Origin of the sequence: Chitinimonas sp. (assembly GCF_041904975.1) — a bacterium.
Taxonomy (GTDB): Bacteria; Pseudomonadota; Gammaproteobacteria; order Burkholderiales; family Chitinimonadaceae; genus Chitinimonas.
The window spans coordinates 1-23,943 of sequence record NZ_JAYRLZ010000034.1; the positions used below are offsets into that span (position 1 = coordinate 1).

Annotated in this window: 22 protein-coding genes; 9 read left to right on the forward strand and 13 right to left on the reverse strand. The window is 60.4% G+C overall.

Annotated elements, in window-relative coordinates; all coding sequences use genetic code 11:
- Positions 1-333 (forward strand): GDSL-type esterase/lipase family protein (locus ACE3OH_RS05425; RefSeq protein ID WP_374349322.1); only part of this gene is annotated, 333 nt, incomplete at its 5' end.
- 13 nt (positions 334-346) lie between these two features.
- Here the strand turns inward: ACE3OH_RS05425 and ACE3OH_RS05430 are convergent.
- Positions 347-1,246 (reverse strand): alpha/beta hydrolase, encoded by a 900-nt coding sequence (locus ACE3OH_RS05430; protein ID WP_374349324.1) that lies wholly within the window; start codon positions 1,244-1,246, stop codon positions 347-349.
- A 30-nt stretch (positions 1,247-1,276) separates the two neighbouring features.
- Positions 1,277-1,888 (reverse strand): TetR/AcrR family transcriptional regulator, encoded by a 612-nt coding sequence (locus ACE3OH_RS05435; protein WP_374349326.1) that lies wholly within the window; start codon positions 1,886-1,888, stop codon positions 1,277-1,279.
- A gap of 262 nt (positions 1,889-2,150) precedes the next feature.
- Here ACE3OH_RS05435 and ACE3OH_RS05440 point away from each other — a divergent pair, with 262 nt between their 5' ends.
- Complete coding sequence (locus ACE3OH_RS05440; RefSeq protein WP_374349327.1) at positions 2,151-4,409, forward strand: FimV family protein; 2,259 nt, start codon at positions 2,151-2,153, stop codon at positions 4,407-4,409.
- Positions 4,410-4,521: 112 nt separating this feature from the next.
- On the opposite strand, the gene ACE3OH_RS05445 is transcribed toward ACE3OH_RS05440, so the two are convergent.
- Both ACE3OH_RS05445 and ACE3OH_RS05450 read right to left on the reverse strand, forming a co-directional pair.
- The gene (locus ACE3OH_RS05445) at positions 4,522-6,345 is read right to left on the reverse strand and encodes an ABC transporter ATP-binding protein/permease (protein ID WP_374349328.1); all 1,824 of its coding nucleotides are present in this window, start codon (positions 6,343-6,345) and stop codon (positions 4,522-4,524) included.
- An 81-nt stretch (positions 6,346-6,426) separates the two neighbouring features.
- Positions 6,427-6,864 (reverse strand): T6SS immunity protein Tdi1 domain-containing protein, encoded by a 438-nt coding sequence (locus ACE3OH_RS05450; protein ID WP_374349330.1) that lies wholly within the window; start codon positions 6,862-6,864, stop codon positions 6,427-6,429.
- A gap of 780 nt (positions 6,865-7,644) precedes the next feature.
- Between ACE3OH_RS05450 and ACE3OH_RS05455 the strand changes: the two genes are divergently transcribed.
- Genes ACE3OH_RS05455 through pcaC form a run of 4 tightly spaced genes read left to right on the forward strand, consistent with a single transcriptional unit; the run spans position 7,645 to position 11,821 of the window.
- Positions 7,645-8,400, forward strand: a complete 756-nt coding sequence (locus ACE3OH_RS05455; RefSeq protein WP_374349331.1) for a hypothetical protein — start codon at positions 7,645-7,647, stop codon at positions 8,398-8,400.
- The gene (locus ACE3OH_RS05460; protein WP_374349332.1) at positions 8,397-10,394 is read left to right on the forward strand and encodes an MFS transporter; all 1,998 of its coding nucleotides are present in this window, start codon (positions 8,397-8,399) and stop codon (positions 10,392-10,394) included. The genes ACE3OH_RS05455 and ACE3OH_RS05460 overlap by 4 nt, the downstream gene beginning before the upstream one ends.
- Positions 10,391-11,395 carry an ABC transporter substrate binding protein gene (locus tag ACE3OH_RS05465; RefSeq protein ID WP_374349334.1) on the forward strand — a complete coding sequence of 335 codons (1,005 nt, stop codon included), beginning with the start codon at positions 10,391-10,393 and terminating at the stop codon, positions 11,393-11,395. Before ACE3OH_RS05460 ends, ACE3OH_RS05465 begins: the two co-directional genes overlap by 4 nt.
- A gap of 45 nt (positions 11,396-11,440) precedes the next feature.
- Entirely contained in the window at positions 11,441-11,821 is a 381-nt protein-coding gene (gene pcaC / locus ACE3OH_RS05470; RefSeq protein ID WP_374349336.1) for a 4-carboxymuconolactone decarboxylase, read from the forward strand.
- Positions 11,822-12,116: 295 nt separating this feature from the next.
- Here the strand turns inward: pcaC and ACE3OH_RS05475 are convergent, their stop codons facing one another.
- From ACE3OH_RS05475 to ACE3OH_RS05485, 3 genes are all read right to left on the reverse strand, one after another.
- Positions 12,117-12,605, reverse strand: a complete 489-nt coding sequence (locus tag ACE3OH_RS05475) for a hypothetical protein (protein ID WP_374349337.1) — start codon at positions 12,603-12,605, stop codon at positions 12,117-12,119.
- A gap of 34 nt (positions 12,606-12,639) precedes the next feature.
- Positions 12,640-13,299, reverse strand: a complete 660-nt coding sequence (locus ACE3OH_RS05480; RefSeq protein ID WP_374349339.1) for a hypothetical protein — start codon at positions 13,297-13,299, stop codon at positions 12,640-12,642.
- A 418-nt stretch (positions 13,300-13,717) separates the two neighbouring features.
- The gene (locus tag ACE3OH_RS05485) at positions 13,718-14,449 is read right to left on the reverse strand and encodes a hypothetical protein (protein ID WP_374349340.1); all 732 of its coding nucleotides are present in this window, start codon (positions 14,447-14,449) and stop codon (positions 13,718-13,720) included.
- Positions 14,450-14,642: 193 nt separating this feature from the next.
- On the opposite strand from ACE3OH_RS05485, the gene hpnD reads away from it, so the two are divergent.
- Genes hpnD through hpnE form a run of 3 tightly spaced genes read left to right on the forward strand, consistent with a single transcriptional unit; the run spans position 14,643 to position 17,247 of the window.
- Positions 14,643-15,479: a presqualene diphosphate synthase HpnD gene (gene hpnD, locus ACE3OH_RS05490; RefSeq protein WP_374349342.1), complete on the forward strand. Its 837-nt coding sequence runs from the start codon at positions 14,643-14,645 to the stop codon at positions 15,477-15,479.
- Between the two features lie 12 nt (positions 15,480-15,491).
- Positions 15,492-15,941 (forward strand): hypothetical protein, encoded by a 450-nt coding sequence (locus ACE3OH_RS05495; RefSeq protein ID WP_374349344.1) that lies wholly within the window; start codon positions 15,492-15,494, stop codon positions 15,939-15,941.
- Positions 15,928-17,247, forward strand: coding sequence for a hydroxysqualene dehydroxylase HpnE (gene hpnE / locus ACE3OH_RS05500; RefSeq protein WP_374349346.1), 1,320 nt, complete (start codon positions 15,928-15,930; stop codon positions 17,245-17,247). The genes ACE3OH_RS05495 and hpnE overlap by 14 nt, the downstream gene beginning before the upstream one ends.
- A gap of 120 nt (positions 17,248-17,367) precedes the next feature.
- Here hpnE and ACE3OH_RS05505 read toward each other — a convergent pair whose 3' ends face one another.
- The 6 genes from ACE3OH_RS05505 to ACE3OH_RS05530 form a co-directional block, all read right to left on the reverse strand.
- Entirely contained in the window at positions 17,368-19,368 is a 2,001-nt protein-coding gene (locus ACE3OH_RS05505; protein WP_374349356.1) for an alpha/beta hydrolase family protein, read from the reverse strand.
- A gap of 405 nt (positions 19,369-19,773) precedes the next feature.
- Positions 19,774-20,430 carry a maleylacetoacetate isomerase gene (gene maiA, locus ACE3OH_RS05510; protein WP_374349348.1) on the reverse strand — a complete coding sequence of 219 codons (657 nt, stop codon included), beginning with the start codon at positions 20,428-20,430 and terminating at the stop codon, positions 19,774-19,776.
- 9 nt (positions 20,431-20,439) lie between these two features.
- Positions 20,440-21,156: a substrate-binding periplasmic protein gene (locus ACE3OH_RS05515; RefSeq protein ID WP_374349350.1), complete on the reverse strand. Its 717-nt coding sequence runs from the start codon at positions 21,154-21,156 to the stop codon at positions 20,440-20,442.
- A 124-nt stretch (positions 21,157-21,280) separates the two neighbouring features.
- Positions 21,281-22,258 carry a fumarylacetoacetate hydrolase family protein gene (locus tag ACE3OH_RS05520; protein ID WP_374349351.1) on the reverse strand — a complete coding sequence of 326 codons (978 nt, stop codon included), beginning with the start codon at positions 22,256-22,258 and terminating at the stop codon, positions 21,281-21,283.
- Between the two features lie 247 nt (positions 22,259-22,505).
- Entirely contained in the window at positions 22,506-23,423 is a 918-nt protein-coding gene (gene phhA, locus ACE3OH_RS05525) for a phenylalanine 4-monooxygenase (RefSeq protein ID WP_374349352.1), read from the reverse strand.
- Between the two features lie 7 nt (positions 23,424-23,430).
- Positions 23,431-23,943 (reverse strand): VOC family protein (locus tag ACE3OH_RS05530; RefSeq protein ID WP_374349354.1); only part of this gene is annotated, 513 nt, incomplete at its 5' end.

The window sequence follows — 23,943 nt, forward strand, 5'->3', positions numbered from 1 at the left end:
CTGATCATCCTGTGCCTGGGTGGCAATGACTTTCTGCAGCACCAGGGCGAGTCGGAGACCGTTGCCAATCTGCGCGCCATGCTCGATCAGGCGCGCAGCGCGCAGATTCCGCTGCTCTTGCTGGCCCCGCCCGCGCCCAGCCTGCCCTTGCGCGTGCCACCGTTCTATGCCGAGCTGGCCCGCGAATTCTCGGTGCCGCTGGAGGCAGAGGCCCTGCCGGAGATCCTTGCTCACGGCCGGCTCAAAAGCGACACCATCCACCCGAATGCCGCCGGCTACCGGCAGCTGGCCGAGGCGCTGGCCGCGCGCTTGAAATCTGCCGGCGCCGTGTAGGGCAGATAAGCGATCAGGCCGCGACAAACGCTACTACCCGCTCTACCACCGCCTGATCGCGCAGAATGCGCCGATGGCCAAGACCCTCGGTCAGCATCAGTTCCGCCCCCGGCCAGGTGGCGGCAATATTCCGCCCCGTCGCAACCGGCACCTCGCGGTCAGCATGGTCGTGCACCACCAAGGCAGGCTGGTTCAGTCCCGCTGCGCGAGGCAAAGCCTCCAGATCGCGCCACAGTATGCCGAAGCGGGTTTCCATGCGCGCTTGCAGCCGGCGCAGCAGGCTATCGCTCAAGCGCAGCAGACGGCCGATCTGGCGCGCATAGGCGGCCAAATCGGAACTGGGTGAAATCAGCGCCACCCTCCCCACCGGCAAGGTGCTCTGGCTCAGCGCATAGATGGTGGCAGCGCCGCCCAGCGAATGCGCAATCACCGCCGACACATCACCCTCGTTGCGGATCAAGCGCGTCAAGGCATTGGCAAAATGCAGCACCGAAGCCTGCCGCCCTTCGCTGGCGCCATGGGCCGGCGCGTCAATGGCAATCACCTCAAAGCCGGCTGCCACCAAGGGTTCGATAAAGTAGCCCAGCTGGGTGGCCCGACCGGCCCAGCCATGCATCAGCACCACCTTGCCGCGCCTCGGCTCGCCCCAGCGATAGGTCTGCAGCGCCAAGCCATCCCAACGTGTCAGAGGCATGCCGGCGGTATGCAGGCGGCCCAGCCTGGCCTGAGCCAGCCATTGCCGCTCCGGCGCAGGCCAGTCGTGGCGCTGCGGCGTGATGAACAGCCGCTCTGCCCAGGCCAGCGCCGCCGCTGGCGCCAAGGCCGCCGTGGCGGACAGGCCCAGGCGCAGACTGGCCAGGCCAATGAAATTACGAACGTTCGTGCTAATTTTTGGCAAGCTCAGGCTGGTCATGACAAGCTCCTCAGATGGACATGGAAAGGGTCAGGCGCTGCGCCGCGGCGGCGCGCTGATCAGGCGCGACAAACCCGACTCGGCGCGCTGGATGAACGCCGGGTCGGACAGCAGACGCACATGGTGGTGGGTAGACAGGATCAAACCGAAAATCTCGAAAGCAAACTGCTCGACATCGCAATCAGCCGGCAATTCGCCGGCTTCAATGGCAAACGTCACGGTGCGTGCCAAGCCGGCAAGCCAAGCCAGCTGCTGGCTGGCGAGAAAATCGCGCACTTCACCGGGCCGGTCGTCAAACTCGCTGGCTGCCGCCAGCATCAGGCAGCCTCCGGGCTTGGGCTGCACCGCCGCCCAAGCCAGCCAACGCTGGAATAGCTCGCGCAGGCGCGCCAGCCCGCGCGGCGCTTTGAATGCCTCGCGTATCACCGCGTCGTCAAAGCGTGCTTGGGCTGCGCGCAGCACCGCCAGTTGCAAGGCTTCCTTCGCGCCGAAATGGGCAAACAGGCCGCTTTTGGACATGGAGGCGCGCTCGGCAAGCGCGCCGATAGTCAAGGCCGACAAGCCCACTTCGCGCGCCAGCTCGATGGCGACATCGAGTATCGCCTCGCGCGTCGCTTCGCCCTTGCTTGCCAGTTTTGACACGACCCTCTCCTGTAGGAATCGGCAAGGCTGCAACCCTGCCACGGCCGGTTTATAGCACGATCGTTCGTATTTAAAAATACCCAGACGGGCAACTGGCCGACCAACGGCCACTGACAAAATTGGCACAGTGATTGCTGAACATCGGTACAAACTTGGCGCCAAGCCAAGCGCGTGTCCTATAAGAACACTGTGCACAGCCGCCAGGCTGGCGCTGCAACGACATGCCATAGCCCGGGCAGGCGGGCGATGTTCAAGGCGATCAATGTCTTACCACCGTGCCATTCCGTATCCGCAACTGCTGATTGCCAGCTTGCTCGCCAGTACGGCACACGCTGCCACCCTGGGCGAGGTGCAATTGTCGTCATGGCTTGGGCAAGCGCTGTCGGCGCGCATCCGCGTCAATGGCAGCCCGGAAGAAAACCTGCGGCGCGAGTGCTTCAGCGCCGTTTTGCATGAGGGCGACAATGAAGGCGTGATGCGCCGCGTCGTGCTCGACTACACCGAGGAAAAAAACGGCGGCTGGCTGCAATTGCTCAGCGATGGCGCGATCAATGAGCCCATTCTGGCGCTGTCGATCAAGGTGCGCTGTGGCAGCGGTGTTGAACTGCGGCGCGACTACACGGTGTTTCTCGACCCACTGGCACGCCCTCCCCGGCTCGAGCGCACCGTGCCGGCGGCGGCAAGCAGCAATCCGCAACGCTTGGCTGCGGCGCCGGCGCCAACTGATGCGGGTAGCGACTATCTCACCGGCGACAATGACAGCCTGCTGCGTATCGCCCAACAGCGTTACCCCGGCAAGCCCGATAGTGCCAAGCTGTATGCCCTGCACCTTGCCGAACTGAATCCGGGCATCGGCCAGGTCGATGCCCGCCTGCCTCCGGCGAGCCGGATCAAACTGGCTGCAGCGCTGCAACAGCCGGCCCATCCGCTTGCAGAGACACATGGCAGCTGGACGGTGGCGCCCGGCGAGTCGTTTTTCGGCATTGTCCGCAAAATCTACCCTGACCAGCCTGCCCGCAAAAAAGCCCTGGTCGCCCTGATGCGCAGCCTGAATCCGGATCTGCCGGCCAATGGCGAAGTGCCCCTGCCTGCCGGTACCCAGCTGCGCCTGCCGGCACGCCTGGACCAGGCGCTTGATGCCGGCGGCAGCAAGCCGCCGGCCGACATCCTTCCGCGCGGCCTTACCACACTGGCACGGCCCAAGACCATGGCGCCACCCAGCCCGCCGCCAGCGGCTGCGCCGGCGCCTGATAACAAGGACCGGTTGATCGTCTCTTCCCCGTCCACCCCCACGCGACCGCCGCGCAATGAAGTCGAGCAATTGCAGCAACGTGAAACCAGCCTGACCGACCAGCTGGCCGAGCAGACCGCCAGAATGAACGAGGCACAGTTCCGCATCGAAAAGCTGGAAAAGCATCTGGCTTGGCTGAATGAGCAACTGGCCAAACGCGAACGGGCCGAGCAACTGGCGCGCAGCGCCGCCACCAGCAAGAGCGGCGACAGTGGCAAAAACAACTGGCTGGCGCTGGCTGCTGCAGGCGGTATCGGCGCTGCGGTAGCTGCACTTCTAGCCGTATTGATGCGGCGCAGCGGCCGCCCGCGCAATGATGAGCAGGCCGAACGCCTGGCGCAGTCTCTGCGTGACAATCACGAATCGATGATGTGGGACGAGCTCGACACCACGCCGGCCCCGCTCAAGCCTGCGCGGCAGGCAATGCCCCCAGAGCAGCAAGGCGAGCCCAGTGCCGCCGATATGGACGTGGTCTACCTGAACAATATCGCCAGCGAGGCAGCAGTACTGGCCTCCAATGGCCAGTACGACAAGGCGGTGAGCATTCTTGCCGACGAAATCGACGCCCGTCCTACCCAGGTGGTCAACTGGATGCAGCTGCTGGAGCTCTACCATGGCCACCGCGAGCCCGAGGCCTTTGTCGAGTTGGCGCAGCGTTTTCGCGAGCGCTTTGCCAGCCAGGCACTGTGGGCCAAGGTGGCAGCCATGGGCGCGGAGATCGCGCCGGGCCACGCCTTGTTCCGGCGTAGCACCCAGCCTTTGAGCAGCCTTGACAACGCCGACGCCCTGACCGCCATACTCGATGCCGCCCCTAAGGCGCCGGCGGTGCCAGCCAGTACGACCGCGCCAGCGGCGCCCGGTCAGCCAGCCATGCCCGCCATTTCAGCCGCGTCGGAACCGGCCCATCCCGCCCCGATCGAGCTGGAGCCCTTGATGTTCGAGCTGGAGTTGCCGCCAGCGGTGGCGCCAGCCGAATTGATCGATGTGCCGCCGGTAAAGCCCGGCCCCGTAGACCTGGCACCAATCGAGCGCCATGCTGCCAGCGAGCCGGCCGTCAGCGGCAGTCTGGCTCAGGCGCAAAACCTGATCAAGGCTGGCGAGCGCGAGCGCGGCGCCATGCTGCTGGAGCAGATCATGATGTCGGGCACGCTGGACGAGCGCATCGCCGCCGCCGAGCTCCTGGTGCGGCTCACCTCACCGGATCAGCAGGCCGGGCACTTCAGCATCTGAGAAGCTGTTTGCAAAAGGAGCGAGGGCCGGCCCGCCGGGTACTGCCAGCGCGCAGAAACCGGAATGTACAGGTGTACATCAGGATGTCGAGCGCTGCGCCACGCAGTTGTTTTCAAACCGCTTCCGAGGCTTCCTGCTCCGCCCGCAAGGCCTCGCTCTGCTGCAAGGCCCACATGCGCGCATAGCTGCCATTGCGCTCCAGCAAGTCGCGATGGCTGCCGCGTTCGATGATCTCGCCCTGCTCCATCACGAGAATCTCATTGGCGTCCACCACAGTAGACAGGCGGTGCGCAATCACCAAGGTGGTGCGATTGGCAGAAATCGCGTTCAGCTCGGCCTGGATCGCCTTTTCGGTGCGCGAATCCAGCGCCGATGTCGCTTCGTCGAAGATCAGGATGGGCGGGTTTTTCAGGATGGTGCGGGCAATCGCCACCCGCTGCTTTTCGCCACCCGACAGTTTCAGGCCGCGCTCGCCCACCGTGGTGTCCCAGCCATCGGGCAGTCGCTCGATAAAGTCGAGAATATGCGCCGAGCGCGCCGCCTCGATGATTTCCTCGCGACTGGCGCCGGGCTTGCCATAGGCGATGTTGTAGTAAATCGAATCATTGAACAGCACCGTGTCCTGCGGAACGATGCCGATATGGGCGCGCAGGCTAGCCTGGGTGAGGCCGCGCACATCCTGCCCATTGATGCTGATACCACCGGCCGACACATCGTAAAAGCGGAACAATAGTCGCGACAAGGTGCTCTTGCCGGCGCCGGAACTACCCACCACCGCCACGGTATGCCCGGCCGGAATGGCAAAATCCACCTTGCGCAGGATTTGCCGCTTCGGGTCGTAGCCGAAATCCACTGCCTCAAAGCGCACGCTGGCAGCATCACTGGCCAGCGCAACGGCACCGGGCGCATCTTGCACTTCGGCATGCTCGCGCAACAGGCCGAACATTTTTTCCATATCGGTCAGCGCCTGCTTGATTTCGCGATAGGCCATGCCAAGGAAGTTGAGCGGCGTATACAGCTGGATCAGAAAGGCATTCACTGCCACCAGGTCGCCCAGCGTCATCTTGCCATGCACCACGCCGTCGGCCGCCAGCCATACCAGCAGCGTCACCCCGACGGCGATGATGCCGCTCTGCCCGCTATTGAGAATGCCGATGGAGATTTCATTGCGCACCGCCGCATCTTCCCAGCGACGCAGCGCCTCGTCGTAACGACCGGCCTCGTAACGCTCATTGCCGAAATACTTCACCGTCTCATAGTTGAGCAGCGAATCCACTGCCTTCACATTGGCCTTGGAATCGAGCTCGTTCATGGATCGCCGCGTCTTGGTGCGCCAATTGGTCACCACAATGGTAAAGCTGACATAGGCGGCGATGGTGCCCAGCGTCACTGCCGCGAATCGCCAGTCGTACAGGGTGACCAGGATGGCGATCACCATGCCGATTTCCAGGATGGTGGGCAGGATATTGAACAGCATGAAGGTGAGCAGCGAACCGATGCCACGGGTGCCGCGCTCGATATCACGGGTGACCCCGCCGGTCTGCCGGTTCAAGTGAAAGCGCAGGCTGAGCCGGTGCAGATGGTTGAAGGTCTCCAGCGCCACCTGGCGGATGGCCCCTTGCGCCACCTTGGAAAAGATCGCATCGCGCAATTCGCCGAAGGCGGTGGTACTGAGCCGGCAGATGCCGTAAGCAATGATCAGCCCGGCCGGCACCGCCAGCATCGCATCGGGCCGCGCGCTGAGCAGATCGACCACCCGCTTGAGGATCAGCGGCACCGATACATTGGCAAGCTTGGCCAGGGCCAGGCAGGACAGCGACAGGAACACCCGCAGGCGATAACGGGCCAGATACGGCGCCAGGGTCTTGATCGTCTGCCAGTCGCTGCGTGGCAAGGCGGCGGGGCTGGCGGGCGTAGCTGTTGCAGGTTCGCTCATAGGCTGGGGTCTATTGTTGGATACCACCGGGCAGCACAAAGCGCTGCTTTTTGACGGTTCGGCGGATTGAAATGTTATGCATCACTCGACCACACGAAGCTTGATTTGTGCTCCATCTGGAAGCTCCTCAATCTGGCGGGCGATATCTCCGGAAATGCGTACCAGTTCAAGTTGCGGGGCAGTGGCGATATTCTCTTCGCCGTACGCACCACCCAAGATTCCTGGGACCTTTAAGCAGTATTTTCTCCCCTCGGTCAAAGGACCCCACAGGTCCGTTGCCATGGAGACAAGCGAGCTCATGTACCAATCTTGTAGAAACTCCTGGTCGATGGAAAGTGCGTCAAGCTCAGCGCGACTGGCCGCGATCACTTTGCAGTAACAGTCCTCCGGGCACAGACGCCAATACTTTCCAGCCTCGTCTTTGATGATGAGATTGCCGAAATCGTTTTCGCCGACGACCTCGACAGGTTCAATACCAACCCATCCCCAATACTGGCGAATTTCTTCAACGAGGCTCATGTGATGGACGCAGAACGTGGGAATGAGAGGCAGCCAGAACCAAAGGCAGAGGAAACTGCAAGCACCAGCTTGCGGATATCCTTTTCGATTGCAGGGCTAGGCATCGCCGCATCCTGCACTGAATGCCGGGCATTCAACCGGGAAGCCTTTGCAGTATGAATAGACAAGCGATAGCTGCTCCAGAGTGGCAGAGAGGCCACGCAACTTGGTGACTGGCTGTTGATCGCAGTCTCCCTCACAAACAAGGCTCCAAGAGCGAGTATCCTTCAGCAGACAAGAAAGAGACAGCTCGAACTTCTCAGCACTCGGCCAAACGTACGCCCGCCTGGGGTCGAGCTTTGGCAGAAGACTAATAAGCAAGCCTTCACCTCCGCGCTGTGGATGAACGAGACCAATGAGAGTGCCGGAGTAGTAACAAAGAAGCTCGTCAGTTGCTCCGAACGGCGAATCAAACGGGCGTACCTCTATCCCTGCTGGAGCGTCAGAAAATTGCAGCCAGAGTGAATCTGGTGTGTGAACGTAGGGCTTTGCGCTCATTGATGCCTGGCAATAGGAAGTCGGGAAAAGTGTCGTTATGATGGCGGCCCTGCCCTGATTATCAAGCCCGCCATGATCTGGTTCTTGCTCGAAGCTGGTGTTGCCGGCCTGTTACTGGTGCTGATTGTTGCATGGACCCTGCCGCGCAAGCCGAAAAAACCGGACGACAACGGCAAGCCTCCACATTGATCGGCGTCCAGCGCGCACTATAGTGGTGGCTGTCCCCGCCTGATATCCGCAGCCATGCCCCATCCGCGCCCAAGCCCCCTGTGGTTTCGTATCGGCAGCCTGTTGGCGCTGGTGATCGCCTTTGTCATCGGCCTGCTGTCTTTCCTGAACTATGCCAATTTCCGCAAAACCAGCCAGGGCCTGATCGAGACCCGCTACCTGGTGCTGGGCAAGGATGCACGCCAGGCGGTCGACGATGGCGTATCGCTGGGTCTGGCGCCGGCACAGAACAGCCAGCTCAAGCCGCTATTCCAGCATTTGCGCCAACAATGGCCAGCCCTGCAGTTTGCCGGGGTGGTGGATGCTAGTGGTGCTGTCCAGATTGGCGATGGCCAAGCCGCCACACTCGATCTGACCAGCTGGCAAAAGCAGATGGCCGACAGCCCCGCCGAAGGTGCCTGGCATGCACGCGGCGAGCATCACCATGCGGTGGGGCTGAACCTGATCGACACCTTTGGCGGACGCGGCGGCGCCGTGGTGTTGCATTTCGATGATCGCGAGCTCAGCGCCGCCAGCGCGCCGCTTGCCCGGCAACTGCTGCAACGCGCTGCACTCATCCTGTTGTTGTTCATGGTGCTGACCTGCCTGGGGGTACGCTGGCTGGTGCGCCAGCTGGCTACCGAGATCGACCAGGCCGAACAGCTGCTGAACCAGCCCGGCACCCCCGCCACGCTCGCCTCCGCCGCGCCCGGCGGATTGCTGCAGCAAACCCACGAATTTGTCGCAGCCAGCGAGCGCGCCCGCCAGACACTTGCCGGTCGGCAATCATGAACAAGTTACCACTACAGCAAAGGCTTGCCCTGCTCGCCACCAGCTTGCTGGTCGCTGCCGCCGCCCTGTTGTCGCTGTGGTGTGCGCAGCCGCTGTCGGATGCTGTTGCGCCGCAAATGGCGCAAACAGTACGGGTGATCGGCGGCACGGTGAATCAGCTGCTCAGCCGGGCCGATCAGTTGCAGCTGCCGTTTGCGCAACTGAATGGCGTTGCCGAAGTCCTCGACGATGTGCGCCGCGACAATCCGGATATCCGCTATCTGCTGGTCGTCGATCACCATGGCCAGCTGCTGTATGCCAGCGGCCAGCCGCCTGCAGGCAAGGACTTGAGCGCACGCTGGCAAGACAGCTTTGCCGGCGATAGCCAGACCATCGGCCCCTGGCTCGATACGGCGGTGCCGATCGAAGGACGCCATGGCCGCCTCGGCACCCTGCACCTCGGGCAACGTGCCGCCGGGGTAGCGGCCCAGCTGCGCGAGCTGATGTTCGACCTGCTGGCAGTGATGGTGGTCGCGGTTCTCACCGCGCTGGAATTGCTGCGCTTCATGATGGCCGCCCTGGTCGGCGCACCGCTGGCCAGCCTGACACAGTGCTGGGAGGCGGCAAGGCGTGGCGACTTTTCCCACTATCTGCCCGCCGATGCCTTCGGTGGTGTCGGCCGCCTGAACGAGGCCTACAACCGCTTGCTGGCGCGCCTCAATAGTGCTGCCGGCCAGCTCGGCGATGCCCTGCCTGCCGGCCTGCGCTTTCACTTGCCCGAGCAGCGGCCGCTGCTGTTTTCCGGCGCGGTCGATTTCGTGCGTTGGCCGTTCTTTTTGCTGATCTTTGCCGACTCGCTGTCGCTTTCGTTCTTTCCGATGTATGTCGAAGGCTTCTATTCACCGGCCTATGGCCTGTCGAAGGCGCTGGCGCTGGGCCTGCCGATTTCGCTGTTCATGTTTGCCTGGGCGATGGCGATGCCCTGGGCCGGGCTTTGGTGCGACCGCCTCGGCTATCGGCGGGCCTTTGCCATCGGTGCCGCCATCACCACCGCCGGCTTGTTGCTCACTGTCGCCTCGCAAACCCTGATCGACCTGATCGCCTGGCGCTCGCTGACTGCCGTCGGCTACGGTTTGGTGTTCGTCACCGCCCAGACCTATATCAGCAGCCACACCCCGGCAGCGCAGCGCACCCGTGGCATGGCGATGTTTCTGGCCACGTTTTTTGCCGGTTCGCTATCTGGTGCTGCCATCGGCGGCATCCTGGCCGACCGGCTCGGCTATCGTCCGACCTTTGTCCTGTCGGCGCTGCTGAGTCTCGCTGCTGCCGGCTTCGTGCTGCGCTTTCTGCAGCGCCAGGCTATCGCTGCCAGCGGCCGGAAATCGCTATCGTGGCCGGATGTACGCCTGCTTTTGTCGCATCGCTCGTTCGTAGCGATCACCGTGCTGGCCGCGATACCATCGAAAATGGCCCTGACCGGTTTTCTGTATTACACCGCGCCGCTCTATCTCAAATCATTGGGCAACAGCCAGTCGGCCACCGGCCGGGTAATGATGGCCTATGGCCTGGCCATCATCGTGTTTTCGCCCTTCGTGGCGCAGCTGGCCGACCGCCTGGGCCGGCACCGCTGGTTTGTCACGCTTGGCGCACTGGCCGCATCCGCTGCCATGTTCCTGTTGCACTGGCTCGATGGCACGCTGGGCGTAGCATGCGCCATCCTGCTGCTCGGGGTGGGCCATGCCATTGGAGTGTCGCCGCAGCTTGCCCTGGTATCGGATTATTGTCAGGATGCGATCTCGCAAGTCGGCCAGGCAACCGCCACCGGCATTTTTCGCCTGATCGAGCGGCTGGGCAATGTACTCGGCCCCTTGATCGCCGGCGCGCTGATAGCCAGCCATGGCTTCAAGGGCGCGTTTTACGGCATCGGCCTGATAACCCTGATCAGCAGCGTGGTATTCACCGTGGTTTTCATCTGGCTTGAACGGCAGGCACTGGCAGCCGGAGGCAGGGCATGATCAGTCGCCGCCATCTGCTGGGCAGTAGCCTCGCCTTGGGCTGCCTGCCGCTATGGGCCGCGCCGCAGCCGAAACGGCGCATCGTCATGCTGCTGTATCGCGGCGTGACTGCGGCCGAGCGCGGCTTTATGGACTATCTGCGCTTGCGCATGCCGGTTGAATTCATCATCCGCGATGCCGGCAGCGATCATAGCCGCATCGCCATCATGGTGGCCGAGGCGCGGATGATGCGGCCCGACCTGATCTACACCTTTGGCACCAATGTCACCCTGGAAACGGTCGGTACCTTCGAGCAACGCGACCCGCAGCGCCATATCGCCGATATTCCGGTGGTGTTCAATATCGTCGCCGACCCCATCGGTGCCAGCCTGGCGCCCGATACCCGCTCCAGCCTGCGCAATCTCACCGGGGTCAGCCATCTGGCACCACCCCATGCGCAATGGCAGACCTTGCGCCGCTATGGCAAGGTCGAAAAACTGGCAATCATCTACAGCCCGAATGAAAAGAATGCGGTGCTGGCCGCAGCCCGCTTTGCCGCGCAAGCGAAAAACGAGCAGGTACAGGTGCGGGCTGAGGGCATTACCTGCGACAGCGACGGCAAGCCGACCGAGCAGGGCTTGCGCTCGACCCTGAACTACCTGCTGTCGAGCAAGCCGGACTGGCTGTACCTGCCATCCGATTCCTTCCTGATCGCCCATGCCGGCGAAGTGGTGGAACGCTTGCTGCCGGCCGGCATTCCGGTTTTTTCGGCCACCGAAGAGCCGGTACGCGACGGCGGCGCGCTGGCCGGCCTGGTCAGCCCCTACTATGCCGCCGGCCAGTTTGCCGGCTACAAGGCCGAACAGATCCTGCTCGGCCGCAAAAAGGCCTCGGAAGTGAGCATCGACACCCTCGCCCGCTTCAGCTACCTGATCAATATCACCACCGCCCGCCAGCTACACCGCTACCCGCCGCTGGAGCTGCTGCGCTTTGCCGAAACGGTGGAAGCGCGCAATTCCTAGGCGATACCTGCGACAACAACGGGTACATTTCTGAAAGAACACCGCATGAGCGAACAATTCGAGCGCGGCCTGAAAGTGCGCCGCGAAGTGATGGGGGATGCCTTTGTCGACAAGGCATTTGGTGAAGCCACCGACTTCACCCGCCCGTTCCAGGAATTCGTCACCGAGCATGCCTGGGGCACAGTGTGGAATCGCGATGGGCTCGACCGCAAAACGCGCAGCTTTATCACCCTGGCCATGCTGGCTGCATTGGGCCGCAGCCAGGAGCTGAAAGGCCATGTGCGCGGCGCACTCAACAATGGCGCCAGCATCGAGGAAATCCGCGAAGTATTGATACACGCAGCTATCTATGCCGGCGTGCCAATGTCGATTGAGGCGATGCGTGCCGCCAATGAAGTGATTTCGCAGCTGCAGGAACGAATGTAACCTCGCGTGCGATAGCGGCCTGGAGAAAGGCCGCACCGTAGCCCGGATGCAGGGAACCGGAATCCGGGGGCAAGCAAAGAGGCTTGCGGCGGCCATCAACCATGCGGACTATCGTCCGCCCCGGATTGCGCTGCGCTTCATCCAGGGTACTTCCTATAAGGGCAGCAAAAAGCCGGAGCGGATCGCTCCGGCGCGGGCGCTTCGATTGACCCCATGCGGCACAATGCGCTTCGCTTCAGTTGTGCCCTACGGGTTACGGCCTTGGTTTGTTGATCAGAATCGCCCAAGACCAAGACTAAAATGGTGGGGTAACCAACACCGCATTGCCGGCATTCCAGCTGCCAGGTGGATTGGCTACGACCTTGCCGCTTGCCAGATCAAAGCTGACTAACACTTGTCGCAAGCCCGACTGCCAAGGCAAGGCGGCCCAGCCGGTGCCCTCGACCTGAGCGCGCATCACAGTGCTTTGCGGCTGATATTGGCAGCCAAGAATCTGATTTACCGCGTCCACGCTCAAGCCAGGCTTGATGCTGGCTACCTGGGTCGCGGTAAATTCTGTTGGGCAGTTACTATCGACTGCCTTGCTTTGCAAACCGGGATTCACAATCTGCACATCTTTAAGTTTAATCTGGATGCCGCTGTATTGTGTGCCATCGACCAGCACGTTGGACAGCGTTAATACTTGGCTTTTTGTATCGAAATACTCTGCGTTATTGCCTTGAGCAGCGACGCCAAATGTGATGCTTGCGGCAATAATTGAAACAAGGTTGGTGACTCTCATCATTTCTCTCCTTGGTTAATTGATGGTCGAATTGCAGCTAAATCCATTGTGCGTAAACGATGAAAACATCAACTGCGACGGCATTGTTTCCCCATGTATTGAAGTAGATCTGCCCCCACGCCTCTGCACCGACCCCCGTAACAGCAGGACCAAAAGAAGCCGTTTTCAGACCAGTGGTGACGGTACCACCAAACTGATTTGATTTCACAGCCAGACCATAATTTGCCAGCGTTCTGCCCAAGCCAATATTACTACCAATGGTTGAGCGAGGCGCTTGGGCCCAGAGTGATGAATCACTCGGAGCACAGTTTCTCGATATATTTGCCTCTTGAGAGCCAGGGGTGCCTATTCCACCGCCACCACTAGTGCCTGTCGGAACATAAATATACGCAATGGTCAGACACATCAAATTTGGTGCGGGAGCAAACGCAGTGAATTTGCCGGGAGTACTATCAGGAACATTCGCGCTCTTCAAAACGTACTGATCTAGGTAGGACGCTTTGTTGGCATCAAAGTGTTTCCGGCCTTCCTTGGCATCTTTCATCGCAAGATCAAACATCTTGTCGAATGATATCGAATAGTAGTACGTTGGCGCAGACCCTAGGTTTGCCTGATCTGCTGGGGCCGCCGTAGCTGACGTCAAACATCCAATAGACAGAACGATAAATGCAATTATTGCAGCTGTGCCACGTTTCATTCGTCTTCTCCGGGTTGGTGGTCGAAGCTAGGGAGTCAGAGCTTCGAGCTCAGGCTATGCCATGATTATTTGTTGCGCATCATCTAAATAGGGGAAAGCACGTATAAAAATTGGGCGGCGATGTCACTTTGCTGCCACACGCTGCGACCAAAGCCGTGCCAAAGTCAGGAGCATCTGAAGCGAAGCCCGTTGCGCTGAATATACGCTCGGGGTCTGCGCTGCTGCTTGAATTTATGCGCGGGGCACTGTAAGGCCGTAAGGCGTAATAGCAAGGTAGGGCGCATCTGAAGCGTAGCGCGATGCGCCGTATGTACACTCTGGGTCTAGGGCACATTCAGCCAGGAGGCGCCTCGGTGGGCATTTGCGATAGCTGCCGACCCGCGAACCGGCAATTCCCGATCCATCCCGCAACGCCAGCCTAAGGCTGATATTTGCTGACGATCTTCGCGTATTGGCCGCTTTCATCGACAAAGGCACGGCCATTCCAGCGCAAGGTCAGGCTGCGCTCGGCTTGTTTCTCTTGCCGGTAGCGATAAATCAGTACCGGTACGCCCTGCTCTTGCGCCGCCTCGACCGTGGCCGAAAAATGCAGGCCGGGCTTGCCGGCCTCGCCGTCGTAATCGCGCTCGGTGATCACATCCACCAGTTCAATCAAGCGATCGGACTCAACCTGGTAGATCGAGTAGCTACCCAAGGCACCCAAGCCTTCCATCAGCTGCTGGCTACCTTGCACCACGATTTGCTCGCGCGGCGCTTCGGGCAGCAGCTTGGCCAGCGAAAAGGCGTCTGCCGGACTGAATAGCCGGTTGTCCAATTTGCCTATCTTGCCGTCCAACCCCTGCAGGTTTTCGATCAATACGCCATCGCTGCGCTTGACCAGCAGATTGCGATAGCGATCATTGCCGTTGATCCAGACTTCCAATTCGAAGTCCTTACCGCTCAGCTTCGTTTCCGGCGCCTCGTCGGCCGGCTCAGATGCTTCTACCGGCGCTGCGGCTGGGACTACCGGACTCGTAGCCTTGACCACCGCAGGCTGCGGTACCGGCTTCGCGGCGGTTGGCGCGGTTGAGGACTGTCGTGTGGCATACCAGCCAGCTACGCCAAGTGCCAGCACAGTGACACATATCAGGGCAATTGCGGTGCGTTTCATAGTTAGCGGCACGGTGATTGGGGGCGGCATTATGAAAACCTGCGGCACCGGTACACAAGCCGCAGAATTACCAACCATGCCATGCAGCGGCTGACGGACATGCAAGAAGATGGTCTCCCCGTGCATGAATTGCCCGGCACCGGCAGTCGCTTAGGCTAGAATCACGCCGACATTCATTTCTAGCCGCTGCAACGTGACACCCGATCAATACTGCGACGACAAGGCTGCCAAGAGCGGTTCCAGTTTCTACGCCAGCTTCCGCTTTCTGCCCGAGCCAACCCGGCTGGCGATTACCGCGCTGTATGCGTTTTGCCGTGAAGTCGACGATGTTGTCGATGAGACCCATGACGAGGGCGTTGCCCGCACCACGCTTAACTGGTGGCGCAAGGAAATCGCCAATCTGTACGATGGCACGCCGCAGCATCCGGTCACCCGTGCGCTCAAGCCGCATGTGGCGCGCCTGCAGCTGCCGCGCGAGCAATTGCTGCAAATCATCGACGGCATGGAGATGGACCTGACCCAGGCGCGCTACAACAGCTTTGCCGATCTGCGCCAGTACTGCTATCTGGTGGCATCGGTGGTGGGCCTGCTGTCTGCTCGCATCTTCGGCGTCAGCAATCCGGCCACCTATGTCTATGCCGAAAAGCTGGGCCTCGCGTTCCAGCTGACCAATATCATCCGCGATGTCGGCGAAGATGCCCGCCGTGGCCGCATCTACCTGCCGGTGGAAGAGCTGCAACGCTTCAATGTGCCGGCCGCCGAGCTGCTGGCTTACCGGGAAAGCGACAACTTCCGCGATTTGATGCTGTTCCAGATCGAGCGGGCCGAAGCCCTGTATGCCGAGGCACTGGCCGCCCTGCCGGCCGAGGATCGCAAGGCGCAGCGCGCCGGCCTGGTGATGGCCGCCATCTACCGCGCCACCCTCGATGAAATCAAGCTGGATGGCCCGCAAAAGGTGCTCAACCAGCGGCTCAGCCTCGGCGGCGCCCGCAAGCTGTGGCTGGCCTGGAAAACCTGGATGTTTGCCTGATTCGCGCCGCGCATGGATAAGCTCCCGTTCTCGCCCTGGTATCTGCTTGCCGCTGCGGTAGCGATCGTCGCCCTGGTCGCCATCAGCTGGCAAGAAATGCGCCAGGCCGACCGCATCGCCATCCGCCGCCGCAAGATCCGCGAGGCGCTGGAAAGCTTTCGCATTGCCCGCAATTACGAGCGCCCGGAAGGCCCGGCCGAATTGTTCCTGTACAGCGCCGACAATTCCAAACGCCTGCTGGAACTCAGCAACGAAATCGCCAAATATGGCCATGGCTCGGCGCAATGGCTGTATTTCATGCCGGAGCGACGCCTGTTCTTTATTCTCGAACTGGTCGCCATCGAACCGGCGGGCGATCTGCACTTTATCCAGACCATCCACCCGATCAAGCCCGACCGCGCCCGCCAGGTGCTGGCCCGCTACCCCGAGCTGTATCGCGAGATTTTCCGTGAAGACATCTAGCCGCGTCGCCATTATCGGTGGCGGCTATGCCGGCATGGCAGCGGCAGTGGAGCTGGCCGGCGCGGGCGTGGCGGTCACCGTATTCGAAGCCGGCCCGCTGCCGGGCGGGCGGGCGCGCCGGGTGGTGATCGACGATCTGGTACTCGATAACGGCCAGCATATGCTGGTAGGCGCCTACAGCAGCCTGTTGGGCCTGATGGAAAAAGTCGGCCTGGACGAGGCCGCAGCATTGCATCGTCAGCCGCTCGACCTCGATGTACTGGCCGCCGATGGCCGCGCGGCATTCCGCCTGCGCTGCCCGGTGCTGCCGGCGCCCATGCATACCCTGGTCGGCCTGCTGGGCGCCGCAGGCCTGAGCTGGCCACAGCGCTGGGCCGCCATACGCAGCATGACGCGCGCACGTTTGCGCGGCTGGCGCTTGGCACAGGATTGCAGCGTGGCCGATTGGCTGCGCGCCGAACAGCAACCGGAAATCCTGGTGCGCTGTCTGTGGGAGCCGCTGACCCTGGCCGCACTCAACACCCCTATCCATCTGGCATCGGCCCAGGTATTACTCAATGTACTGCGCGATAGCCTGGCCGGCAGCCGTAGCGCCAGTGACTTTCTGCTGCCGCGCATCGATCTCTCCAGCCTGTTTGCCGAAGCCGCCGCCGACTTTGTTCGCCAGCATGGCGGGGAGGTGCGCTGCAGCGCCATGGTGCGGCACATCCAGCAAAACGGCGCAGCTTGGCAACTGGATCGCGCCGAGGCGCCGTTCGACCAGCTGATCATCGCCCTGCCGCCGCACCGATTGGCGATGCTGGCCGATGGCGTGGACGCCTTGCGCGCACCACTGGCCATGCTGGCAAACTGGCACTACCAACCCATCTACACCGTCTACCTGCGCTACCCGCCCGGCACCCGTCTGGCCAAGCCGATGCTGGGCCTGGTGGGCACCAGCAGCCAATGGTTGTTTGACCGTGGGCAGCTATGCGGACAGGACGGCCTGCTCGCCGTCGTGATCAGCGCCGCCGGCCCGCACGATGCGCTAGGCCATACTGAGCTGGCCCAGCTGGTCAGTGATGAAGTCGCCAAGGCGCAGCCACAGCTGCCGGCACCGATCTGGCACAAGGTCATCGCCGAAAAACGCGCCACCTTTGCCTGCACGCCAAACTTGCCACGCCCCACCAATGCCACGGCTGATCCGGGCTTGTGGCTGGCCGGCGACTATACCGCCGGCGACTACCCGGCCACCCTGGAAGGCGCAGTACGTAGCGGCCTGCAGGCGGCGCGCGGCGTGCTGGCCATGCACAAGCTGATCGGATAGCCGGCCCGGCCAATAAGGACAGGCAAACGGCCGCCCGGGCATGTGCTTACGTCGATATTGGCATCAGCGCGAGCCCGCCGGATTCCGGCCGGCTCATGTACATGCACCTACTGCACTGACTTACTGACCGGGCGCCAGATTGCGTGCCAGGAACATCTCCACGCGGCGCCAGAAATCAAACCGGTTTTTTTCCAGCGACCAACCATGCCCCTCTTCCGGATATTCGACCCACTCTACTTGTTTGTTGGTCTTACGAATCGCCGAATGAAAGTCGGTGCCATGAACGATCGGTACGCGCCAGTCATTTCCGCCATGAGCCATCAGTAATGGCTGGGAAATCTTGTCCGCTATATAGACTGGCGAATTCAGCTTGAACGAAGCCGCATCGATATCCGGATCGCCAATCAGCGTCTTTGCGCCGTAATGCGCAAACTCATTAGACATATCGCTCATCGCATAGGTGAACATCAACTTGATATCGGTAACGCCGGCCCATTCGACACCACAACGAAACACCTCCGGGTTTTTGGCGAGCCCCATCAACGTCGCGTAGCCACCATAGCTAGCACCCATGATCGCCACGCGCTTCTGATCAGTCCAGCCTTTATCTGCCGCCCACCTGACCACATCGACCAGGTCATCTTGCATGGCACCACCCCACTGCTTCCAGCCAGCTCGAAAATGGTCAAAGCCAAATCCCACGCTTCCCCGGAATTCAGGTTGCAACACCAGATAGCCGCGCGAAGCGAGAAACTGCGCTTCTTGCTCCCAAGCCCAATATGCACCTCGCACATTGGGTCCGCCATGGACCAACACCACAGTGGGGCGTGGCTGCGATGAGCCGCCAGCCGGCACCGTTACATAGACAGGTATTTCTCGTCCATCACGTGCCCGATAGCGATAAAAATCGCGCAGGCCCATCTGGTCCGGCTTGATGTCGGGACGGGATTCTGCAAAGCGGATTAGCTTGGCGGCCGCGTCATCATACATATAATAACTTGTCGGCTTTCGGTCGGAACTCGCCTCAATCACAAATTGCTGAGTTGTGGAGCAGGCTCCACAGTTGATTACATTCGTCGTATCCGGCAATGCATCATCAACCCGCTTTTGAATCTCCTTCATGCGCGAATCAAACCAGGCAACACTGCCCGCATCGTTCCAGTAAAAAACCCCCATCAACTTGCGTGCCGTATAGTCAAAGTCAGGCAAGCCGTCAAAGTCGAAACCTTTGACCGAAAAAAGCGGCTCATCAATCAGGCGCTTGGCTTTCAAATCATAGCGATACAACGCCGCCACATCACCCTTGGCCGCCGTTACGTACAGATCGCCCTTGAAATCAAAAAACAGCGGACTGAATCCTTTATCGGAAATATAATCAAAACTCGCCAGAGTTTCCCAATCATCTTTTCCTGTGGCACGATAGCTAATTATCTGCCTACCCTTATTGAACGATTCCGCGATAACCGGCCGACCATCTGTATCCAGAAGCCAGCGACTCACCTTTTCGGGCTGCACGCCCGACACCAGGTCATCCAGCTTCAGATTGATCGTGTTCAATCGGTACAGCCTGACACTATCCACCGAATAATCCAACTTGTTATATTGCGTTTTCGAAACGATAATATCGTCCGATCCATCATGCAAATTGCTATAGAATCGGTATTCTGCCGGTAATACTTTTTTCTTGATATTGGAGCCAAGCGCTTCTTGTTGATAATGCCAATTGCCCGCAGTTAATTGAACCCGCTGCCCGCCATCCGCATTCACCGCATACAGGTTGCCGGAAAAGCTCGACTCTCTCTCCTGCATATCTCCAACCTGAAAACTAAGCCGATGATTGTTGATCCAGCGCACATTCATTACATCGGCATTGTCGAATCCGGCAACAATGCGCAATTTCGACAACTCGCCGATGTCAGCCACTGCCAACAGAAAACGGCCACTCGAACCATCACGCTGCAAAATTGCAACCTGACGATTGTCAGGCGACACTCTTACACCACTTACTGAAGGATTTGAAAAGAAACTCTCCAGTCGCGGCAGGTCACCTTGCGCCGCAGCAGCCAGCGAGGACAGAACAACAAGCAAACCGAAAGCATATCGGCCTAATACTGCAAACATCACGCTTTATTCCTTTGTGGTGATTAATGATTTTTTATACAACGTCCAATCCGGCAAACAGTGATCAGCATCCCTATCGACGGGCAGGCATTTATAACCGCAAACAAACAGATCAGGAAAATGGAGGTCCAACCTGCCGGATGAAAGACATGGTTAGCCAAGGGTGAATCACTACGTGCGCGGGGCATGGCGGGCAGGCCGGGAAACTACAAATCCCGGCGCACAAACAGACAACCCTTGTAATTCATGACCAATACGAGTCGGGGTAAATGCAGAAGCACGTCAGCTCCGACATAGCATATCGCATCAAGTCGAACCTTGAATAGTCTGGCAAATGAACCGGCAAGGAAACAAATGATCCTTGCACGTCGGTCAACCAACAGCTACCAGCTGAACTTTCTGGAACTATTCAGCATCCGACTGCCGCACCGGTTGCGTATCGGCAAAGGCCGGCAGGCTCATCAGATGCGCATCGATCGACACAATGCGCGGGTATGGCGTCATGTCCACCTTGAAGCGCCGGGCGTTGAATACCTGGGGTACCAGGCACAGGTCAGCCAGGCTCAGCTGCCCGGCTACGCAGTATTGCTGGCTATCCATTTGCTCCAGCTGCGCCTCGATGGCGGCAAAGCCGGCGGCAATCCAGTGGGCGATCCAGGCATCCACCGCGCTTTGCTCTTGTGCCAGCGGGCCCTTGAGGTATTGCAATACGCGCAGATTGTTCAAGGGGTGGATATCGGCAGCAATGGTCAGCGCCATTGCCCGCGCCCTGGCGCGCTCGGCCAGATCGCTTGGCAATAGCGGCGCTTGCGGATATTTCTCTTCCAGGTATTCACAGATCGCCAGCGATTGGCTGAGGGTCAGGTCGCCATCCACCAGCGTTGGCACTAGGCCCTGCGGGTTTACCGCCAGATAGTCCGCTGCGCGCTGTTGGCCACCATCCTTGAGCAGATGCACCGGGATGGCGCTATGCAGCAGGCCTTTCCAGACCAGGGCAATGCGTACGCGCCAGGCGGCGGAGGAGCGGAAATAGGTATAGAGCTTCATGCCGGAATCGGTCATCAACCTGCCTTATTCGGAATATTTTGCGTAGATGCGGGCCAGCTCGCCCGAGCGCTCCAGCCGCTGCAGATCGTCATTGAGTCGCTGCGCCACATCATTGGCCAGGCGCTGGCTGACCCAGAAATAGATCGGTTCTTCATGCAAAACGGTCTTGAGTATGCGCACCTCATGTTGCAGGCCATTGTCGCGAACCAGCTGGGCCAGGGTCAGGTCATTCATGTAGAAGTAGCGGGCACGCCCGGCGATCACCTTGCGCAAGCTGGTGAGACCATCGCTGCTGCTGTCGTCTACTTCCACGCCGTGCGAACGAAGTAGCGCCACATAGCTGGCACCCTTATATGTGGCAACCAGGTCATGCGCGGCAGCCAGGGCAGACAAACTGGCGACTTCGCCAATGTCGCCAGCCCGGGCCGCCAGACGCTCTTTGACCCGATACACCGGCGTGTCGAGCCGCCTCGCGATGGCGCGACGGCGATCGGAATCGAGCAAGGCGCAAGCTACATCGACACTGCCGGCCTCCAGGCCTTGTTCGATCAGTTTCAGCGAAAACGGCTTGTCGCCACCAACAAAGCGCAACCCGGGATCAATGCGCTCCATGGCACGCAGCACATCGGGACAGATGCCGCTGCTGCCTTGCGCGGAAAAAATGAACTTGGGTGGAACACTTTCCTGGCCCTCCACCCTCAAGCTCAGCTCTGCCGCGACTGCAATACAGGAGAGCAGCAACGCAATAAGCCTTTGCCCAATCATCCTGACCTCTCGCCCTTTGACACGATATCGATCATTGTAGTCAGCGGTAGCCGGATTATCGGGCCGGTGCCACCTGAGAGCAGGCAGCACACGCCTTGGCTCAGACCAGCTTGACCGTCTGCTCGATCGAGCCAAAGATCGACTGGCCTTGCGCATTCCACATATCGATCTTCACCGTGTCGCCATCTTTGAGGAAGCCGGTTACCGGCTTGCCCTGCTCGATGGTCTCGATCATGCGTACTTCGGCAATACAGCAAAAGCCGCGCGAGCGATCCTTGTTGGAAATGGTGCCGGAGCCGACGATGGAACCGGCGCCAAGCTTGCGGGTGGTGGCCAGATGCGCGATCAGGTCGGCATGGCTGAACGTCATTTCCTCGCCGGCATTCGGCTCGCCAAACCACTCGCCATTAATCCAGGTACGCAGCGGCAGATGCAGCTTGCCCTCGCGCCAATCGCCTTCCAGCTCGTCGGGCGTAACCGCTACCGGCGAGAAGGCACTGGCCGGCTTGGACAGCACAAAGCCAAAACCCTTGGCCAGCTCATTGGGGATCAGGCCGCGCAGGCTCACGTCGTTCACCAGCATCACCAGCTTGATGTGTTTTTGTGCGTCGGCCGCGCTGGTGCCAATCGCCACATCGTCGGTAATCACCGCCACTTCGGCTTCCAGATCGGTGCCCCAGGCCAGATCGCGGATCAGGATAGGTTCGCGCGGCCCCACCATATCGTCCGAGCCACCCTGGTACATCAGCGGGTCGGTGTAGAACGACGGGGGCATCTCGGCATTGCGCGCCTTGCGCACCAGCTCCACATGGTTCAGATAGGCCGAACCATCCACCCACTGATAGGCACGTGGCAGCGGTGCCGCGCAGTTGGCCGGCTCAAACACCTGAGCCTTGCCTTCCTGGCCGGCATTGAGGCGATCGGACACCACGCGCAATTTCGGCTCGATCTGCGCCCAGTCATCCAGCGCCGCCTGCATGGTGGCGGCAATTTCCGGTACTTCCACATAGTGCTTGAGATCGCGGCTGACCACGACCAGACGGCCATCACGGCCATGCTTGAGTGAGGCGAGTTTCATTGCATTCCAATCAGCAAGTTCAAATTCAAATTCGAGGTCAAGATCAAGGGCAAGGTCAAATTCAAACCTTAAACCACAGAGGACACAGAGATCACAGAGGAGGCACAGAGAGATTCAAGCCGGGCAAGACTGGAGAGCTAGAAGTTACGCCGACGCCCAGCAAGAAACCTCAACTCCCTATTCACTTGGGTTTTCCTCTGTGCCACCTCTGTGTTCTCTGTGTCCTCTGTGGTTCAAGACTTGTTTTTTAGCTGCCTGCAGCCGACCGACGCTTGGCGTCATGGTAGGTACCGGTGCCGCGATGCAGCACTTGGTCGCCATCCAGCACATCCCATGGCTGCAGCTCAGGCTGCGACTCGATGCGTGCATACACCGGCGCGAAGTCGATGCGATCGAGTTCCAGCAGCTCTTCGAGATTGTCCAGCACCCAATACACTTCCTGGAAGTCGTCGATGCGATAGTTGGTGCGCATCACCCGTTCCAGCTCGAAGCGGATGCGGTTCGGCGATGGATCGTCCAGGCAGAAAATGCTTTCGGTATAGCTCGATGCAATGCCGGCGCCGTAAATGCGCAAGCCATCGGCCTGCTTCACCAGGCCAAATTCCACCGTATACCAGTACACCCGCGCCAGCTGCTTGAGCATGCCAAGCTTATTGGCGCGCAGACCGCCCACGCCATAGGCCTGGATATAGTCGGCGAACACCGGATTCATCAGCATCGGCACATGGCCGAATACATCGTGGAATACATCCGGCTCTTCCAGATAGTCGAGCTCATGCGGCTTGCGGATAAAGTTGCCGGCCGGAAAGCGGCGATTGGCCAGGTGGTCGAAAAACACATCGTCCGGCACCAAGCCAGGCACCGCCACCACTTGCCAGCCGGTCTGCTTCATCAACACATCCGACAGCTTGCGAAAGTCCGGAATTTCATCCGGCCCCATCGGCAAGGCGCGCATGCCCTCGACAAAGGCATCACAGGCGCGACCTTGCAGCAGCTTGGTCTGGCGCTCGAACAGGGTCTTCCACACGCCGTGCTCGGTGGCGGTGTAATTGGCCCAACCCTGATCGATGGTCCAGTCCGGGCTGGGCGGCGCCACATCGCCGGCAGCCAGGCCATGCTTCACTTTTTCGGTAGCTGCCGCGCTTGAGCTGATTGCGTCACTCATGGCCGCCTCACTGGGCAAATTCGCGTTCATGCAAGAAGGCGGCGTGCTTGGGTGCCCGCTTGGTCTTGGACCATTCTTCCAGCATGTCCCACTTCACCGCATCGAGCTTTTTCAGCATCGCCTCTTCTTCTGGATCGGGGCAGGCCAGCTCCAGCCGGTGACCATTTGGGTCGAAGAAATAGATCGAGTGGAAGGCGCCGTGGTCGGTCACACCGAGCACGTCCACGCCATTGGCTTCCAGGTGGGCGCGGAAGGCCAGCAGCTCTTCACGGTCTTTCACCTTGAAGGCGATATGTTGCACCCAGGCCGGCGTATTCGGGTCGCGGCCCATTTCCGGTTGGGTGGGCAGCTCGAAAAACGCCAGCACATTGCCCTGGCCTGCATCGAGGAAGATATGCATATACGGGTCCGGCGCCTTGGTCGAGGGCACAAAATCCTCGGCAATGGCCAGCACGAAATCCATCTTCAGCATCTTCTGATACCACAGGACGGTTTCCTTGGCGTCCTTGCAGCGATAGGC